The organism is uncultured Cedecea sp. (assembly GCF_947498825.1).
GTDB lineage: Bacteria > Pseudomonadota > Gammaproteobacteria > Enterobacterales > Enterobacteriaceae > JGM124.
Map to the genome: position 1 here is coordinate 1 of NZ_CANMLV010000020.1, position 20248 is coordinate 20248.

The 20248-nt window shown below is 41.3% G+C and carries 14 protein-coding genes; 8 read left to right on the forward strand and 6 right to left on the reverse strand.

What is annotated here, in order from left to right:
• Window positions 1-144: 144 nt before the first annotated feature.
• The 3 genes from Q1A40_RS17625 to Q1A40_RS17635 are packed head-to-tail and all read right to left on the reverse strand — an operon-like array spanning window position 145 to window position 2160.
• A complete protein-coding gene (locus Q1A40_RS17625; RefSeq protein ID WP_300002690.1) occupies window positions 145-1401 on the reverse strand; it encodes a PTS ascorbate transporter subunit IIC in 1257 nt (418 codons plus the stop codon).
• Window positions 1402-1413: 12 nt separating this feature from the next.
• Window positions 1414-1701 (reverse strand): PTS sugar transporter subunit IIB, encoded by a 288-nt coding sequence (locus tag Q1A40_RS17630; protein WP_300002693.1) that lies wholly within the window; start codon window positions 1699-1701, stop codon window positions 1414-1416.
• 15 nt (window positions 1702-1716) lie between these two features.
• Window positions 1717-2160, reverse strand: a complete 444-nt coding sequence (locus Q1A40_RS17635; RefSeq protein WP_300002696.1) for a PTS sugar transporter subunit IIA — start codon at window positions 2158-2160, stop codon at window positions 1717-1719.
• A gap of 354 nt (window positions 2161-2514) precedes the next feature.
• On the opposite strand from Q1A40_RS17635, the gene Q1A40_RS17640 reads away from it, so the two are divergent.
• From Q1A40_RS17640 to Q1A40_RS17675, 8 genes are all read left to right on the forward strand, one after another.
• Window positions 2515-3549, forward strand: coding sequence for a LacI family DNA-binding transcriptional regulator (locus Q1A40_RS17640; protein WP_300002699.1), 1035 nt, complete (start codon window positions 2515-2517; stop codon window positions 3547-3549).
• A 475-nt stretch (window positions 3550-4024) separates the two neighbouring features.
• Window positions 4025-4564, forward strand: a complete 540-nt coding sequence (locus Q1A40_RS17645; RefSeq protein ID WP_300002702.1) for a fimbrial protein — start codon at window positions 4025-4027, stop codon at window positions 4562-4564.
• 248 nt (window positions 4565-4812) lie between these two features.
• Entirely contained in the window at window positions 4813-7284 is a 2472-nt protein-coding gene (locus Q1A40_RS17650) for a fimbria/pilus outer membrane usher protein (RefSeq protein WP_300002705.1), read from the forward strand.
• A 2-nt stretch (window positions 7285-7286) separates the two neighbouring features.
• Window positions 7287-8015 (forward strand): molecular chaperone, encoded by a 729-nt coding sequence (locus tag Q1A40_RS17655; protein WP_300002708.1) that lies wholly within the window; start codon window positions 7287-7289, stop codon window positions 8013-8015.
• Between the two features lie 10 nt (window positions 8016-8025).
• Window positions 8026-9009, forward strand: a complete 984-nt coding sequence (locus tag Q1A40_RS17660) for a fimbrial protein (protein WP_300002711.1) — start codon at window positions 8026-8028, stop codon at window positions 9007-9009.
• Between the two features lie 282 nt (window positions 9010-9291).
• Complete coding sequence (locus Q1A40_RS17665) at window positions 9292-11703, forward strand: ATP-binding protein (RefSeq protein WP_300002713.1); 2412 nt, start codon at window positions 9292-9294, stop codon at window positions 11701-11703.
• A gap of 347 nt (window positions 11704-12050) precedes the next feature.
• Window positions 12051-15287: a response regulator gene (locus Q1A40_RS17670; protein ID WP_300002717.1), complete on the forward strand. Its 3237-nt coding sequence runs from the start codon at window positions 12051-12053 to the stop codon at window positions 15285-15287.
• A 27-nt stretch (window positions 15288-15314) separates the two neighbouring features.
• Complete coding sequence (locus Q1A40_RS17675; RefSeq protein WP_300002720.1) at window positions 15315-15965, forward strand: response regulator transcription factor; 651 nt, start codon at window positions 15315-15317, stop codon at window positions 15963-15965.
• A gap of 143 nt (window positions 15966-16108) precedes the next feature.
• On the opposite strand, the gene tehA is transcribed toward Q1A40_RS17675, so the two are convergent.
• The 3 genes from tehA to Q1A40_RS17690 form a co-directional block, all read right to left on the reverse strand.
• A complete protein-coding gene (tehA, locus tag Q1A40_RS17680) occupies window positions 16109-17068 on the reverse strand; it encodes a dicarboxylate transporter/tellurite-resistance protein TehA (protein WP_300002722.1) in 960 nt (319 codons plus the stop codon).
• Window positions 17069-17205: 137 nt separating this feature from the next.
• Window positions 17206-18576 (reverse strand): adenylosuccinate lyase family protein, encoded by a 1371-nt coding sequence (locus tag Q1A40_RS17685; RefSeq protein ID WP_300002725.1) that lies wholly within the window; start codon window positions 18574-18576, stop codon window positions 17206-17208.
• Window positions 18577-18590: 14 nt separating this feature from the next.
• Window positions 18591-20147 carry a PTS transporter subunit EIIC gene (locus Q1A40_RS17690; protein WP_300002728.1) on the reverse strand — a complete coding sequence of 519 codons (1557 nt, stop codon included), beginning with the start codon at window positions 20145-20147 and terminating at the stop codon, window positions 18591-18593.
• Window positions 20148-20248 lie beyond the last annotated feature (101 nt).

Below are 20248 nucleotides of genomic sequence, written 5' to 3' on the forward strand. Positions count from 1 at the left end.
TGACGGGTTGGATAGAAGGTCAAAAGCACGCCTTATATCCTCGCCCTAGAAGAACGAGGTTTTACGGCGCTTCCTGATAAAAATTAAATGTCATAACGCCAGCATATTGCTGGCGTTAGTTTTTTATCAAAGATTTGGTGATTATTAACGAACAATAATCCCCAGCAGAATACCCAGTGCTCCAAAGTCAGCATCACTGAAGGTGGTGTTCGCAAAGCCGATATTACCCAGTACTGGCAGCAGGAATACTGGCAAGAAGGTAATCAGCAAGCCTTGTGCGAAAGCACCCAAAATGGCACCACGGCGTCCACCGGTTGCATTACCGAACACCCCTGCGGCTGCGCCGACAAAAAAGTGGGGTACTACGCCCGGAATAATTACCGTCATGTCCAACAGATACAGGACAAACATGCCAATTAATCCTGCGCTGAAGCTGCTCAGGAAGCCAACTAATACTGCATTCGGTGCATAAGGGAAGACGACCGGGCAGTCCAGTGCAGGTTTCGCATTGGGGACTAATTTATCGGAAATGCCTTTAAATGCAGGAACGATTTCCGCGATAACCATACGTACACCTTGCAGAATGATGTAAACACCACCGGCAAAAGTGATTGATTGCATAATGGAGAACATAAACCAGTTCTTACCACCACTCAGCTCTTTCACCACATCGGCACCAGCGAAAGCACAGGTTACCAGGAAAATAATGCTCATTGTGAAAGAGATAGCAACCGGCGTATCACGTAAAAACAACAGGCTTTTCGGCACATTCATATCTTCCGTTGAATGCGCTTTATTACCAAATTTACTGCCAATAAAACCAGCCAGTACATAAGACAACGTTGAAAAATGCCCGATAGCAACATCATCAGAACCGGTCACTTTTTTCATGTATGGATGTGCAATCGCCGGGAAAAAGACCATGGCTACACCGACAACCAGAGAACCGACTGCAATCAGAGTCGTACCAGTCATACCGGCTGTCGCCAGGATAACCGCCACCATCATTGACATAAATAAGGTGTGATGCCCGGTCAGGAAGATAAATTTCCATGGGGTAAAACGCGCAATCAAGATATTGACAACCATAGCGAAGAACATAATCATCGCCATTTCTTTACCAAAACTTTTCTGTGCAACAGAAACGATAGCCTCGTTGTTCGGTACCACACCTTGTATACCAAAGGCGTGCTGGAAAATATTAGCGAAGTCTCCCAGTGATGAGACCACTAAACCCGCTCCGGCACCTAAAATTACAAAACCCATTATGGTTTTGACGGTGCCTTTAATGCATTCTGTAACCGGTTTTTTCTGTGCAATCAGGCCAATTAAGGCGATAAGACCAACCAGTACGGCAGGTTCTGAAAGCACATCACTCATCAAGAAACGAAAGAAATCCATACTGACCTCTGCTTAGAGTGCGCCTAACTCTGTTAATGCCACCGACAAGCGCTCTTTCATGGCTTTCTTATCGATCATATTTTCCAGTGCAACAATTTTTCCGCCGACTGACTGAGCAACCAGTTGCTCGGCAATATCTTTCGTGCCGACAAAAATATCGCTCGGCGTTCCTTTAGCAGAACCGAGATCAACATGGTCAACCTCAGCACTGACAGATAACTCTTTGAGGATATTTTTGATGCTCATTTCCATCATCAGACTGGTACCTAAACCATTTCCACAAACCACTGTAATTTTCATAATTGAACTCCTGGATTAATAACGTGCAATGACAGATAAGATTTCTGGCACAGTTGTCGCCTGTAAAAGGGCCTGGGTGTCTTGTTCGTTATCAAATAACTGAGCAAGCTGAGAAATGATTTCAATGTGACTTGTGCTGTCTGTCGCGGCTAACACAATCAACAATTTTACCGGGTCGTTTTCATCGGCATCAAAATTTACCCCTGAAGGGATAACCGTCAGAGCCAGAGATAGTTTGTTCGCTCCTTCTTCGGGGCGAGCATGAGGCATGGCAATACCCGGACCAACCACATAATAAGGACCAATCGCTTCATGGGAGCGATAGATAGCCTCAACATAACGTGGTTCTATCGAACCATTTTCAATCAGCGGCTGACAGGACAGGGCAACAGCATCGCGCCAGTCTTTTGCCTGTTCGACTATCTGAACAACCTCTGTGGTTAATAAATTTTTTAACATGCTTCAAGACTCCAGGTGATGATGGCGAGCAGAGTAAGTTTTTAACGAACAGATAAATGTGATTGATCTCTCATTTCATAACGCCATTTGATAGCGCTATCATAAAATCGTGATAGCGCTATCAGAAATTGATGATAGCGCTATCACGATTTCAGTTTTATGATTCTACTTATCGCCCCATTGCCCCTTTCATAAACGTGGATAAACGATGCGATTCACGGCATAAACTGAAATCCAGACAGCATGGATAATAACGAACAGATACAATGCAATAATGTATCGACCTGATTAGACAGATAAATAGCGTGGTGAATATAATGGAAGTCATTGACAGTGAGTGTTCCGGGAGCCTGAATGAAAACAACACGTAAGCGTCGCAATACCGGACGGGTTACATTACAAGAAGTGGCTAATTTTGCGGGTGTTGGCACCATGACGGTTTCCCGTGCCTTAAGAACACCGGAACAAGTTTCAGATAAACTACGCGAAAAAATAGAGCATGCCGTTGAAGTTCTTGGCTATATTCCTAATGGCGCGGCCGGAGCGCTGGCTTCAGGTGTCAGTAATATTGTTGCGGTATTACTCCCCTCTCTTTCGGACAAAGCCAGTTCACGTTTTATTCAGTCCCTGCAGCAGATCCTCAATAAAAATGAATTCCAGCTATTACTCGGCTGCCATGAACATAACCATCATAAAGAAGCCAGAATATTAACCACGCTGTTTCAGAGTAACCCCGCAGCTTTGGTTATTTTTGGTTCGCAGTTAGCCGATGAAACCTACCAGATTATCGATAAAGCCAATATTCCTACGATAAATGTCGTCGGTGCTCCCTATAGTCAGGCAGACATTTCTATTGAGACCTCTTTTTTAGAAGCGACACGCAAACTGACCGAACAACTGCTGGACAGGGGGTACAAAAATATCGGTTTTATTGGTGCCAATATGGACAACCGTCTACAGCGCCAGGGACTTAATGGCTGGCATAAAGCCATGCTTAGCCGCTATCAGAATTCAGATTTGGTGGTCACCACGCGGGATACCGCCAGTCTCCAGTTTGGTCGTTACGCATTAAGTGAAATGTTACTGCAACAGCCCGAAGTGGATGCCGTGATTTGCAGCCATGAAGAACTTGCCCTGGGTATCCTGTTTGAGTGTCAGCGTCGTTTACTGAAGATCCCCGGTAATATTGCTGTCGCCTGCCTTGATGATTCAGGGAATTGCGCCCAAATGTATCCGACAATAACGGCTATCCATATCGATTATCAGAATATGGGTAAAGTCGCGGGCAACCTTCTGGTTGAGTTACTCGGTGACAGTCAGGATGATGAACTGGACGAGTCACGCATTGAGTTATTCAACTACCAAATTGAGTTACGGCAAAGTACATAACGACAAACAATACGTTTTTTCCCAGCAAGTCTGGGAAAAATACCCGTTCAGTTACGATAACCTTTCCGATGTTTTTCCAACAAAATCCCCAGTCCTCATGACGCCTTATCGAAATAACTCACAGCCTTCCATTTAAAATCAATAACATATAGGATTTTTCTTAACTTTTATTTTAACAGAGTCACGAAACATAACTTCCGACTTATTTAGTCTCTATAGCTTCGTCAAACTTTTAATGACCACACACTCTTTATAAGGTTTCCCTTATATCAGTAAAACTAACCGTCGGGTACTATGTAATCCTTCCTTGATGAGACAGTCCGGTTGATTATTTAAATAGATAAATTAACCATTAGTTCTCATAAGTGAAAACTAATTTAGCAAATGAATTTAATAGCGTATGGCTGCCCCATACTGTAAAGAAAGACTGTGTTTGAAATAAAACACATACCAAATCAATTAAAAGGTAAATAAAATGAAATTGAACGTATTAGCATCTTCAGTCCTGGCTTTAGTTATTACTGGCGCATCATCATCTGTATTTGCTGCAGATGCAGGTAGCGGTACCATTGAGTTTAACGGTACTGTTAACACCGGTGCATGTACTATTGTCCCTTCATCTGTAAATAAACAAGTTCCACTGGGTTCTGTACCAGTTGCTTCACTTCAGACTGCTGGAAGCCAAGGTCCAGTATCTGATTTTGCTCTGGAACTGACTAACTGCATGTTAGACCCAACTAATAGTGGTAATCTTTACTCTAAAGTTAGCGTAACCTTTACCGGCCAGATGGATCCAACTGGTAACCTGTGGGCAAGCAGCGGTACTGCACAGAATATGGGTGTTCTGTTCGAAGATCCTACTGCCGGTGTTGTCCTGAAAAACAACGACAAAGTTGAGCAGACTTTATATGCAGGTAACAATACCATCAACCTGACTGCCCGTATGCAAGCACTGGGTGCTGCTACCGCCGGTTCAGTAAAATCAACCGTTGCTTACGTTCTGGATTATCAGTAATCGATAGCATCAGGTATTCTTGTTATATACCTGAATAATTCGTGTGGTTTGTAGATTCTGAACTTAGCGAACAGATCAGCATAGATACATTCTATGACCAGATTAACTGAATAATGAAAATATACTCCCACACAAATTATGCATAATATATACAGTGCAGATTCGAATCTGCACTGTATAACACTCTTCTTTACCCTCTAATATTAGTTCTACTTGGTGCGATTATTTTTTGATAATCAATAAATCATATGAAAAAACACATAATTATTAAATTACTCACCAGTACGTTCTTCTATTCCTATTTCGCTCATGCGCAGGACGTGCAGTTTAACGAACAGGCCCTCGTTATTTCTGGAATTCCTGATATAGACTTAACTGCTTTTGAAAAAAGTATGCAATCTGAGGGTGTTTATTTTGTCGGCGTTACCGTCAATGGTCGAAAAATTAATTTTTTCGATAAGATAGGCTTCGTCAAAAACGAAAACATAATCCAACCTTGTCTGACAAGTAGTTTGATCCAGTCTATTGGGTTAAAAAATGAATTTATTAAAAAAATTCCTCAATGGAATCAAGGGGAATGTTTCGATCTGAGTTCTCAGGATGCAAATATCAAAGTTAATTTTGACGATGAAAAACAAGAACTACACTTTTCAATACCGCAGATTTACTTTGAATATAATGACGAGAACTGGATACCTCCGCAGCAGCGTGACAGTGGGGTGAATGCCCTGGTACTGGATTACAGTATCATTGATAGTTATTTCAGAGGCAAAAATTCAGCTGGCTCTAACAGCCTGAGTTCTTACGGTACAGCAGGAGCAAATATCGGTCCCTGGCGTCTGCGTAGTAATTATCAGTATCAGAAAAATAATAGCGAGCAAAACAAGAAAGATAGCTTGCAGTGGATTCAGACCTATGCATTTACTGATATTCCTGCTCTGGCGTCGAAATTTTTTATCGGCCAGCATTATACATCCAGTAATATCTTTGATTCCGTACGTTTTAAGGGGGCCAGCGCCTTTAGCGACGACAATATGTTACCAGCAGTTTTAAGAGGCTATGCTCCTCAAATAACAGGAACAGCAACCAGTAATGCAACGGTAACTATTTCTCAAAGCGGCAGAATACTTAATCAGGTAAAGGTACCTCCGGGGCCTTTCTCAATTGATAATTTGAGCTCATCACTCTCTGGTACGCTGGATGTCAAGGTAGAAGAAGAAGACGGTTCTGTCCGCCAGTTTCAGGTAACAACCACAGCGATACCGTTCCTGACACGTAAAGGCACGGTAAGCTATAAAGTCAATACTGGGCAGTTTGATCCTCTTAGCTATCGTGAGGTGAACTCAGGTTTTGTTTCTGGCGAAGCATCATGGGGACTACTGAACGATGTTTCTGCCTACGGTGGACTGTTCTCTACAATTGGCAGCCAGTATAAGGCTTACAGCCTTGGGCTGGGTACCAATATGGGGGAGCTGGGAGCGCTTTCTTTTGATGTCACCCAGTCGCGCAGCCATATTAAGAGCACACCGCCGCGCCGGGGAGAAAGCTACAGACTGAGTTACGCTAAAAGATTTTCTGACTCCAGCAGACTGAATCTGACGGGCTATCAGTTTTCCAATGAAGGCTATATGTCAGTTAATAACTATGTGGAAACCAAGGCGAAAAGAAGAGATGCTTTATACCGGCAGAAAAATTCATTCTCAACTTCTTTTACTCAGCAACTGCCTGACTTGAATGCTGACGTTAATCTGAATTATTCAGTAACGACATACTGGAACAGAGCAAAAAGTAGTGACAGCCTGAATTTGTCTTATAACACAAAGCTGAATAATCAATGGTTCAAAGATACATTATTAAGTTTTTCGGTCAGCCAAAGTATTTCATCAAAAGAGAATCGCGCTAAACAAGCTTATCTTTCATTAAGCATTCCGTTTGGTGGTGATTCAAAATCAAGGATGCAATATTTTGGTTCTTACAATGAGCGAAACCACAATTATAGTAATAATGTTAGTTATTCAACAGTGAAGGATAATAACAATATTAATATTGGTGTTTCAAGCAGCAATTTCGTTGAAAATACGGCGATGAATGCGTCGGTTTATCGTGATACGCCTTATGCCACAACACAGTTAAGTGGAGCTTATGGTAAAGACCATCAGTCTCTGAGTGCAGCAGTAGACGGTTCGATAACGCTCACTCAGCAGGGACCTGTTTTTCACCGAAGAGTGTACCCAAACCAGGCGCGTATGATTATTGATACGGATACTGCAAGTAACGTTTCCGTAAACGATAATGAGTCCATCACGAACCGTTTTGGGCTTGCAGGGATAAGTAATGTCCCGACCTATTATCGCAGTGCGCAGTATCTTGATCTTGATAACATGCCTGATAACGTCAGCATTGAAGATAACGTAATCGAAGCGGCCTTAACCTCCGGAGCCATCGGTTATGCCAAAGTTAATGCTGTTATCGGTGAAAAAGTACTGCTAAAAATAACCCTTACTGATGGGACAGTTCCACCGTTTGGTGCTACTGTCTATGATAGAGAAAGTAATAAACAACTCGGTATTGTTTCAGAACAAGGACAAACCTATCTGACAGGTCTGAAGAAATCACAGAAGATATCTGTTAAATGGGGCGTTAATCAATCTTGCCAGATAATGATTAAAAATACCGATATCCAGAAGCTGAAACAATTAACCTGTTCGAAGGATTTATAGAAATGAAAAAATTTAACGTAATTCTAAGTACGCTCTTATTATTAAGCAGCGCTGTTCAGGCATCACTTACAATGGATCGTACTCGCGTTATCTATGATGCAGCAAAGCCTGGTGTGAGTGTTGTGGTAGAGAACATTGATGCTAAAGATCCATTTTTAGTACAAACCTGGCTTGAGTCGAGTGACGGTAAGAAAATATCTGAACCTTTAGTCGCACTGCCACTGTTACAGCGGATTGAGCCGAATCAGAAAAAACAGATCCGTATCAATGCAGTTAACGAGACAACACCACTGCCTCAGGATAAAGAAAGCCTGTTGTATTTTAATATTCTCGGCGTTCCACCTAAAAGCAATATAGAAAATGTGGTGGAAGTGGTGATTCAGTCTCGTTTTAAACTTTTTTATCGTCCGAAGGGATTAGTAAAATACCCAGAAAATAACTGGCAGCAAGAGCTGAAAGTAGAGAAGAAAAATAATCAACTGGTTTTCAATAACCCGACACCTTACCATGTTGTGGTGATTAACATTAATAACACCCCACAAAAAGTGAAGGATTTCTCGGAGGTTATTATAACGCCAAACAGCAGCTTTGTTTATCAGTTAAATGACAAACAGCGAAATGGGAATAATATTATGGTGACTTATTTAGATGATTACGGCGCCCCACAAACATTGAAATACACATGTTCTGGCAGCAGCTGTTCTTTATTAAAAGAGAAGCCATCAGTCTAAAGGGTGAGATATGTTTAAACTAAATAATGTCAGGAACACGCTGCTTCTTATCGCTACTCTTTGTGTGGTTGGTATCAATCAGGCTTTTGCTGCCGCCTCAAATTGTCGGCCAACAAGTGCTGGTGATCATATCGATCTGTTTATCAGCTTTGAGATAACGAACGACACGGCAGTAATACCACCAGGCACAACACTCGTTAGCCAGAATAGTGATTTTATTGGTTTAACCTGTCAATTTACCGGCCCTACGAATAATATTTATTTCAAGTTTGCTATACCTGAAAGTGTAAAGAGCATGCTGAATAACAGCGGCGTTGATATATATCAGAGATATAACCTTGGCAGTGTGGTAGAGCATAATATCACTCTCCCGACGGTTCCTGATATTCTCTTAGGTTCCTGGGGGCAACCCGCTGTTGGGCTGGACAGAAGTTTTGGTATCCGCTACGCGTTTACTGTAAGAAAAGGTGTCGATGCATTGAAGCCTTTTGATACTGGCATTTTTTTACTGGGCTATCATATTAATGAGGCAGGAGCCAATATTGGTGCCCCTATTTATGCTCGTTTCGTCGGTAACCTGACGCTACTTTGCCCCTCGCCAGAAGTTTATGTCGCTGCCTCAAATGGCGGCAGCGTGAATTTTGGTACTCTGGATCCCCGGAATCTCTACGCTGGCAGCACCGTCGTTAAAAACTTTACTGTGGGCATGGCAGTAAGACCAGACTGTGCAACCGGGTTGAATGTCTCAATACGTTTTGAACCAAATAATAATACTGTATTAGATAATAAATACTTAGATATGGGTAATGGATTACAGGTACTGCTCAGCAATAGCAGTGGCGATGTAAACTATAACGAACCTTATTTTGTGGGTGAACTGATGCCATATATACCACTTAACTTGCCTTATAGTGCCACGCTTTCCCATATACCTGGCAGCAATATTGTATCCGGACCATTTTCGAAAACAATTCGCGTTGTGGTTTCTTATTGATCCTCAGCACGGTTACTTAAACATTTTATAGTTATTATAACCAATAAAAACATAGAATTAACTTTACTCCAGCCATAATAGTTTCAGTCTGGAAAGGCCAGGGAACGGCCTATTTAAGACTAAAATATAGACCAATCTCCTCATTGACCGATAGTAGATTTCATACTGTTAACCGTCTGGTAGTAGTCAGTTGCCACTCACTATGCAAATTCATCTGACTATAAACTGTTTAATTAAGGTAAACCTTATTGATAAAAGGCGGTACGCCTTTATGATGTGTGCATGAAATATTATAATGATATCAAGAACAAGCAAAGATACTGGAGTGTTTTTTTCATTAAACTCTCGTTAACTGCTATCTCATTTTTGTTTGTGTTTTTATTTACCATAACAATAATCGTTTATATTAATAATAAAACGAATGATTCTTTCTCTGATATATACAATTCAGTTGAAAATGATGCAATTAATACTCGAAACTATTATAAAAGCTATGAAACACTGCTATTATCATTGCTATATTCTACTTTTGACAACAGCAATATAGATGAAGTACTTATACTATTTAAAGAAAAAAACAATAAGAATTACAATTTTTTAAATTATCAACCGAAACTGAATGTAAACGGCAATTCAAATATCATTCCTACTAAAAACCATATTTCAACGCTCATTGAAAAAAATGTTGATCTTATTCATATATCTACACTGAGTGGAGAAATTGACTTTATCGTTTCCCCCTCACCAAAAAATCGTCAAAAAATAAAACAGGATCGTTTCTGGTTATGGCGAAACTTATCTCAGTTCGATCAACACAGTATACAACCAAGTGAAAACAAAGTGGTATGGATTAATACTTCTGACATTCATGATGATAGAATGTATATGTTTATTCCATTAAAAAACAACCCGGCTCATAGTGAGTGGTTAGGAATATCATTTATACCAACTAATGATACTATCAATGAAATATCATCTTTTAAAGACAACAAGTTTTTGCTCAGCCCGACAGGAAAAGTCGTTTCCTCTAAAAAGAATATGGGAAATGTATCCCAATGTCTGATTAGTAACTCTCAGAAAAATTTGTTATCAAACATTCAAAATAATATTATCCCAAAATATTTAAGTCTGAATATTTCCTTAGGACAACCAGGCTGGGGATTATTATATTGTGTGGAATGGCATACTGTTATAAAAGAAAATATTAGCAGCTTTATTGGCTTGTTAATCTTGATTGTGGTAATTACAATTCTTAATTTTGCGGCTAATTACTATCTGTTCCGCTATTTGATGAAACCGAACATAGCACGTTTTCGCTATCTGGAGAAAAGGAATGCCAGGCTAAATAGTCTGGTAGATAACGCCCCTGTTGGACTCGGATTAATTCGCTCTAACAATTTAGAGATTTTATTGGCTAACTCACTGATTAGAGAGTGGGTTTCCAGCGATCCTGAATGGCTGAGCAAAATAGTACCCCATACAGCATCGTTAACATCACAGGAAATCTATCTGAATAACGGAAAAGTTTATCAGTTAAGCACCATGCTCCTGGAGGAAACCGATGAGGCGATAGTATTGTGCTTATTAAATGATATTAGCTGGGTAAAGAAAAAAGAGCATTTTCTAAAAAATGAAAAAAATAATGCTGAGGCAGCTAATCTGGCAAAATCTATTTTTATCACAACCATGAGCCATGAAATTCGTACCCCGTTATACGGTATGTTAGCGACGCTCGAGCTTATGTATCTGACGCCACATACTGAGCAGCAGAATAACCACTTTAATACTTTAAAATACGCATTTACCAGTCTGCAGAGAATAGTTAATGATAGCCTTGATCTGTCAGTCATCGAGGCGGGGAAACTGCAACTGATCAATACACTGTTTAATCCGATGGAGCTTGCTGAACAGGTGATCACTTTTTTCTCCGCAAAAGCAGAAAGTAAAAATCTGACTCTCTATGCGATGTGTGATCCTGGCATTCCCTCAACGTTAATCGGTGATAGCATCAGATTACGGCAGATACTGGATAACTTAATGAATAATGCTATTAAGTTCACCGATATAGGGCATATTATATTACGCATCACTGCTAAAGAATTCACTCTTGGTTCGGTACAATTAACGTTCGAAGTGACGGACTCAGGTATTGGGGTTAACCAGACTGATTTGCCAAAATTATTTGATCCTTTCTTTCATACCAACCGTCCGGGAGTCGGATCGGGTTTGGGGCTGTCCATTTGTCTGAGGCTGGTCAAAATGATGAATGGCACCATTGAAGCAGCAAGTATCCCTGAGCTTGGTACCAGGGTTGCCGTAAATATCACCTTTCCATTACCAGAAGATAAGTTTGAGCTCGACGCAATTCATTTACCCCATGAAGTGGTTTTTGTAGATGGCGTGCTGCCAGAAATGGTCAACAATATTTGCGACTGGCTTTGCCTGTGGGGAGCAGATGCCCGTCCTCTGGAGTCAGAAATATCGGGAACACTAGTCTCTACATGGCCTCACTCTTACAGAAGCACCCACTGGATTGGGCCACGGATTATCGCCCTTCCTTCTTCGGTGAACAGTTCGTTGTATGAAAATGCACATACCACTATCATTAATGCTTACAGCGTACTGGATATTGGAAGAGAACTGGCACGACACTATGAACGGAAAATAAAAGCTGAATCTTCATCTACTGTATAATTCATCACTGTTTTTCGACAGTCTTTTAGCTGGACTGGTTCTCAGTGAATAAGTGATTATCCAGAAGATCGTTCCCAGGTTATCCTGTCACTGGCATGTATATCAAGCGTCGCCCTTTATTGTGACCTCGGTATATGCTTAGTCCTGAGATTCCTTCCACTTTCCAGCCTGAGACAGGCTGGTTAAGCTAAAAATTTTTTAGCTTGTATCGGCTTTTTATAGTAAAAATTTGTTTTACCGTAGAGCGTAATGTGCAAAAAAAGCTGCTGCCATCACATTATGGCAGTCCATTTTTTGTATATTGCTCTGAGATGTCTTTTACATAAATGTTAAAAAATAGAGGCCATATGCGGGAAACCCCTTTAATCAAAATCCTTCAATGGTCACGGCGGCATAACTGGTTACTATTTGGAATAGTTCCCCTGACTTTTGCACTTGCAGTTTTACTACTGTGGGGGAGCTTACGCATAATTGAGCAGGAAAAGAAGCGTCTGATCCTGGACTTTTCAACACTCGTTTCTTACGCCCGGGAACAGGAAAAGTTTTTACAGGATATCAACGATCCTCAAGATTTCTCTTTTGCTGTTAAAAATGAAGAATTATTAAATCGCGGTGTTTTTGAAAAATACCCCGGTACTCATGACAACTATTATAGCATTCCCGAATCACAGGCTAACTTGACTTACTCCTGGGAGTGCTCAAAAAATGCTGACTGCACTAAAACAGAAAAGGATATCACCCCGTATGGTACTTATCTTTCGTATAAATTCTTAAATTTTTGGTCAGCTTCGTATTTTCCATCGTCATCGGTATGGTTAATTTCAGCCAGCGATATCGTTAATATCGGTGTTCCCGCTTTAGATGATGATGATTCTGACTTCAAAGAAGACCTCACTGAATTCCAGACAGTGACACAAGCGACAGAAAAATATATTTCCCAGAAGGAAGTTGCAGGTTGTCAGGTTGTTAATGAGAATAATAAAGTGGTTTGGTTTAAAGACCAACATCTCCCCGGAAAATTGCTTGGTATAATCATGACCGAAATCCAAGCAACAACGCCCTCTTCAGCCAATAAAACCAAGGATTGTTTATATGCTGTAGCTATTCTTGACCCACACAGAATTAATGTTCTGGAGCGTGCGGTTTACCCCACGCTTGATAGTTCATTCTGGCTGCTGCGCCGTGATAATTTTTGGTTTGTGCATGAACACTACGGTACTTTGCTGGGTGAAGGTGACGCACCATCATTCGAAGAGCAAGGTATATACTTGACGAAAAACGGTATCGTTTTTAAAGTGGAGGACGATAGTGATAACTGGACAGGCTATTATCTTGTCAGTTACCTGAGCTTTTTCCAGGATAATACTTGGTTATCCGGTGGGTTACTCACCATTATCCTTTTTAGCCTGTTTGGCAGTCTGATGTATCATCGTTGGTATACACAACGCGTTATTTTACCTGCGCAAACTGCCCATGAAAAATTATTAGAAAGTGAAGAATTCAGCAAAACACTTATTCAAACGGCTCCGGTTGCCGTCTGCCTGATTTCGCGTGAAAACTGTAGGGTTGTTTTTGCTAATGAGCTGGCGTTAACATGGCTAAATCCTGATGACAGCGGAAAAATTGGCATCAGTAGCTGGTCAGATAGTTTTTTATGTCAAATCATTCGTGACAATGAAGCCGGTATGATTGAACAGCTGGCCATTTCAGATACATTAACGGTTGACGTCAGCTATTTATCCACGCGCTATAAACAAAAAGATGTCATCCTTTGTGCATTCACTGACGTCAGTCTTCATGTCGAAACTGAACGTCACTTAAAACAGGCAAAACTTGCAGCCAACGAAGCCAATGAAGCTAAGACTCTGTTTTTGGCAACAATGAGTCATGAAATACGCACCCCTCTTTACGGAACCCTTGGCACCATAGAACTGCTCTCTTTAACTGAACTGGATACAAAACAGCGGCAATATCTGAACCGAATTGAAATCGCTTCTCAGTCATTGATGCAGCTGATCAGCGATATTCTTGATATCAGTAAAATTGAAGCTAACCAGTTACAGCTGGAAAATGTTGCATTTAATCCTCTTGAATTAGTACAAGGTTGCACCAGTTCCTACTCATCAGTTGCCTATAATAAGGGGCTGTTGCTATTTTCAATTATTCCGACGGATCTTCCGGCCCAGGTTTGCGGTGACCCAAATCGGCTCCGTCAGATTATTAATAATTTAATCAGTAATGCCATAAAGTTCACTGACTATGGTCATGTGATTGTTCGTATTAGTCAGACGAAAAAAACAGCAATACAATCTCGCTTGCTGATAGAGGTATTAGACAGCGGCATAGGAATAGAAGCAGAGTATCAAAAAAATCTGTTTCAGCCTTTCTTCCTGGTCAACTCTGAAAGTTATACCGCAAGTGGTGCAGGTTTGGGGTTATTTATTTGTTCCCGCCTTGCTGGATTAATGAACAGTAAAGTACAGGTCATCAGTGAGCCACGTATTGGTAGTAAGTTTTCTGTTGAAATCGATTTCAATTTACCTGAAATAAATCTTCCGCCTACGATCATGCCCAAACTTGATCAGGCCAATATAGTAGTACGTAGTCCCCATCCTGATTTAACAAAGAATATTGCTCTGTGGCTCAGTCTTTGGGGGGCAAATGTCAAGATATTTGTCGAACAAATGCCCAGTGATGACAGACATACAACGCTCGTGGATATTCAATTAAAAAAAGACATTCTTCCCGTCGACTGGGAAGGTCAAACAGTCACGGTTTCACTATCAGAGCAGTTTGATCATGCTTATAATATAGACGCGTATAATATATTCAGTATCGGCTTTGGTTTAGAACAATTTTTCTACGGGAACAGGACGCAACAATCTCAACAGCCCGTCTTTCCTCACTTTGCAATTAATGTACTTATTGCTGAAGATAATCCGCTCAATCAAATTACACTGAAGGAGCAGCTTGAGCTGCTGGGCTGTGCAGTAACACTGGCAAGTGATGGAGAAGAAGCCCTGGCACTGTGGGATATCTCTCCGAGCGATATGGTTTTTACTGATGTTAATATGCCCTATCTCAATGGCTATGGGCTGGCGACGAAATTACGTTCTGAAGGTGTCACTGTTCCTATTATAGGACTGACTGCTAATGCCATGCTGGATGAAGAAAAACGTTGCATTGAATCCGGGATGGATGCCTGGCTGGTAAAACCGATTGAATTAAAAAAACTATCTGAAATTTTAAGCAATTATATTAGCACTGAGCACTTAAAACATATTGATGAGTCGTTATTCGCACAACCAACAGTAGATATCCTCACTAAGCACCGGGATATCTTTATTCAATCGATGCGTGATGATTTGGAAGCCCTGCAAAAATCGATAATAAGTCTGGATGCAAAGATGATAGCCATGACCTTACATCGTATGAGAGGTGCTTTGGTACTTGCTAACTATCATGATCTTTCTCTGCGACTGGAAATTATGGGAGAATATCTGGAATTGCATGGTATGGATGAAAAAAGTATTCCACAGGTAAATGCCCTGGTGAGCGAGATACAACTGCTACTTGAGCAATGAACAGACTCCTGAACCAAGAGAAAAAAAATGAAAAAGATGCGAGTGGTATTAGTCGACGATCATCAAGTCGTTTTAGCTGGAATGAAAGATTATATTAATCAGTTGCCTGATATTGAGGTGATTGGGACGTACTCAACATCTTCAGCATTAATCAAAAGCTTAGAGACTGACATCCCGGACATTATAATTACCGACTATAATATGCCTAAGGATGAGCTCTATGTAGATGGCATCCGCTTTGTCAGTTATTTAAAGAGAAGCTATCCACAAATTAAATTGTTGGTACTCACCATGATTACTAACTCAATGATCGTTTCATCTTTATACGATTTTGGGATAGCCGGAGTTGTTTACAAGCAAGATCCTCTTGATGAGATGCGTAAAGCGCTGCATGCAATCCGAATGAATCATATTTATTATCCTCCTTCTTTTAACATTGACTCGTATAAAGTAAAAAAGAAGCCTTTACTTAATGATAAAATCAACAGTCTTTCACCCAGAGAGTTCGAAGTCCTGCGTTACTTTGTTTCTGGAGAATCCATCGTGAGTATCTCTGCACGGCTTAATCGTAGTGCTAAAACAATTAGCTTACAAAAAAATTCAGCGATGAGAAAACTAGATATCGATAATAATCAGGAACTTATACAGTTCTGTACGATAAATAATATTTTTGACTAAATCGTCACTGCCTCCTCATGTATTTATATTGGCAGGCAACGCTCGAACAGGCCATAAAGCGCTTTCCCACGCCTATGGCCTGAATGCTACCTGCAGCACTATCACTGGTTTCCAATACCCGGGATAAAACAGAGGGGCGTGGCTTATTTTTTAGGTAATAGCCTGCCGCTTATGAGTAACAAAAGGGTTTTCACGATAAGTCCGGTGAGTAACACATTGGCCAATGAAAAGAGTATCCACGACAATACCTGCATATCATCTCCTGCCCGACTCTGTGCCAGCCGCAAAGCCGCATTCGCCATCGCGGAAAGTCCGAACGAAAATGCCCACATCGCCGGACTAAAACCGCCGGCAAAAAACCATCTTACCAGCCTCAGCATGAAGAATAGTTGCAACAAGCCATAACCCAACAATAACAGGGCGAAGATATCAAAATGATTTCCATTAACGCATAGCCATGCATAGCAGGCAACAAAAGCAGGAGCGAGCTGAATACCAATAACGCCCCGGGCCGGGCCAGCCAGTGCCGTCTGCGTACGCAGGCGATGAATAATGGCTGGCTCCAGTGTTAGCCAGGAAATCAGCCCCGCCCCCAAAAACAGTGCACCGATATCCTGATGTTCGGCAGTTCCAAAAGCCATCGCACAGATAAAATTAGCTGCGACGGTTGGCAGATAAAAACCCGGTGTTGTCGCTTCTGAAGCAAATTCACCGCGCCACAGAGGTGCGCAACGCCATGCGGAGAAAGTCAACTGCCCGATAGCGCCGACAATCATTAATATATTGGCAAGCATCAGATGATAAGGATACAGTCCTGTTGAAACCAATACGCCACCCGCAGGTAACAGGCTAATGAAACTAAACTGGTTATTATCCAGAAACTCATCATATATCGCTTTCGGAGCGGTCAGGCAGCGAGCGAGGTAAATCAGCGCCAGTATTAACCAGATAAAACACCCAGAAAAAATAAGTGCCTCACCCAACCAGGCTGGGCCAATCCCAAGCGTAGCAGCATAGCGCCAGCTGCTACCCAACCCAAAGACCCCGAGAACTATCCCAAAAAAACTAACAGGAACACGATGAACAAACTGCATCACTGACATGATGATTAGCCGAAAAGAGGAATGAACAATAAAGATTATACGCGAAGAAAACCATCAGCAATAAATCTAACTTAAATACACTGGGATACTTATTTAAAGAGAGCTATCCCCGGAAAGATAACTCCCTTTGTGACAATTTACTGATAACGCTGTTTAATCTCTTTCGCGATAGCAAAACCACGCAGTGACTCTTTTTCTGCTATTTCAACCGAGAGACCAATATAGGCTCTGGGATCCAGCATGTGTTTAATTTCATCCTCGGTAAACGCTGCAGAAATAACCTCATTTTTAATCAAATTGCTGTAAAAATCCTCACCATCGGCTGCTGTTTTAATCGCTTCATCATACAGCAGTGAATGTGCTTTATCTTTACCCAGTTTTTCGGCCATTTTCATCATAACGTATTCAGTATTATCCAATCCTTTATTTCTTAATACATTATGTAGCATTCGCTGTTCATGAGGAACAAGAGTTCTGGACAGTTCTTCTGTCCTTAACAGGATCTCAGTAGTTAACTCCAGAGCCTCTTCGAGTAATCCATCAAATAACATATATGAACTACTGTCCCCTTCATAAGGTCGGACCGCAGAGTACATCCCCACACTGGGTAAAGAATAAAGTTTCTGCGAATTGGCGATAATACCTTTGGCTAATTTAGGATTAATTTTATGCGGCATGGTACTACTACCCACGGTACCCTTGGTGAATCCTTCGGAAACCTCAGCGATCTCTTCCAAAGTGGTGCTGTAAACCTCTTCACCAATTTTATGACAAATATTCGCCATCAGTGCCAGATTAGAAATATATTCTAATTTATGGGTGCTCAAGTTCCTCGAGGGGACTTCCATCGCTTCCATGCCGGTAAGCTCCGCAACCCTTTTTTGTACCGCCATCCCTACACCAGGCATTGAGTTAAAGGCCCCCACGGCGCCACCCATCATGATGGTAAATACCCGTTTTTCACACTCTTTCATACGCTGATAGCAGTCGATGAAATCGCTGATCCATACTGAAACTTTGTAGCCATAAGTGATGGGAATCGCATGTCTGCCATGAGTTCTGCCCGGCATCACCATTTTTTTGGTTTTGTCGGCTAAATTTGACAGATTTTCAATGATTTCACTCAACAGCAACATAAATTTATGATGCACTGTTTTTATCATATACAGCTGTGAACTTTGCTGAATATTCTGAGTCGTAATACCATAGTGCACATATTTGCCGCTCTCTTCCGAACAGGCATTCACTAACACTTTTAGAAAGGGAACAAACCCGTGACCAATCTTTTGATAGATACGGTTCATTTCCTCAAAATCAATATTCTCTATGATGGCTTTTTCTTTTATTTCATCAGCAGCTGACTGAGGAATAAAACCGAGTTCAGCCTGTGCTTGAGCTAACATGGATTCGAACATTAACCAGGTTGAATACTTTGCTTCATTAGACAGCAAAGCTTTGATACCACGGTCGTCGATTGTTTTACTCTTTGAATCATATAAAGCTCTCATAATCTATCCCTTTTTTATTTCTTCATTGCGTCATCAACAGCATTACGAACGAATTCAACCTTAGGTCCATAAACCACATGAATATGGTTTTCCGTAGGGAATAAAAATGCTGAACAACCTGACTTCAATATTAAATCTTTGTCTATTTTATCTGTCTCGGCGATATCAATACGAAGCCGAGTAATACAGTTATCGACGTTACGAATATTTTGTTTTCCACCTAAAGCCTCAACAAGAATAGCGGCGGCTTCTCCGTAGCGTTTTTCTTTGATTAATGTACTTTTAATATTAGCGGACTCTTCTCTTCCTGGTGTTTTGATATCAAATTTCACGATAGCGAAGTAGAAGATAAAGTAAGTGACTACGGCTAAACAGCCACCAATGAGAACCAAGAAAATCCAATTGGTATGTTCATAGAGCAGGCCAAAAATGGTGAAATCAAAAATGGTGCCTCGGATATACCCTATTGCCACACCGGCCAAAGAGAGTAACACCGCACCAATACCGACGATCATGGCATAGATGAGATATAACAGCGGTGCAATAAAGACAAAGGTGAATTCCAGCGGTTCAGTAACATTACCGAGCATTGCGGTTAATACCATCGTCACGAGCATCGATTTCACTTCAGCACGATTCTCTTTTCTTGACGTTCTATAAATCGCCAGAGCAATAGCAGGGAACAGGAAGAGTGTAACCAGCATTTGTTGCTGGGCCATAAAACGCGTCAGGCTTGGCATCATTGACCAGTATTCACTGTTGGGTCCTTGCTTAAACAAGACTTCTGTCATAGCAGGAACAACACCAACAAAGGTTTCGCCATCAATCACATAAGAACCACCTGCCTCAGTAAATCTGAACAGGACGTTCCAGACATGGTGTAATCCAAAGGGGATAAACAACCGTTCTCCCCCGGCAGTAAAGAATGGCCCCACCGGACTCAGGATCACCGCGGAGAGTTTCATTAAACCAAGAACTAAAATTTCCCAGATAAAGGGTAAAAAGGCGCCAACCACCATCATGAGACCTATCATGATAATGGAGACAGACTTTTTCCCGGCAAAGAAAGCAAACGCGGTAGGTAGCTCAAGATTATAAAATTTATCGGTAGCCCAGGCGGCAATCAATCCCGTAATAATCCCTCCAGCAGCACTGATATTCATGGTTTGGATGCCTAACACTTTGATTTGCCCCACTTGGGTCATAACCGCAGCATCAGCCAGCTTCCCATTCAATATCAGCCAGACATTGATGGTAATTATCAAGGTTAAGTATCCAACCACCGAGGCAAAAACCGCGATGCCCTTATCTCTCTGACTCATGCCATAAGCAACCCCCATTGCAAACAGCAACGGAATGTTGTCAAAGATGACACCAGCAATGGAACGAATACTGACTAATAGCTCATTGACTGTTTCGTTTCCCAGGAAAGGGAATCGAGCAATCATGTAGGATTGCACCAAAGCCCCACTGATACCAAGAATCATACCAATGGGGGCCAGAACACCGATAGGAAGAAGCAATGTTCTCCCAAACCGCTGAATTGAATCACTAAACTTTCTCTTAGCCATATATACGACCCCGATGACAATGAATGTTTAAATTGTTGTCATACTAGCATTAATAGTTTTTTAGCAAATGATTCTGCGGTTTTAAATATTAACTGAGGTCA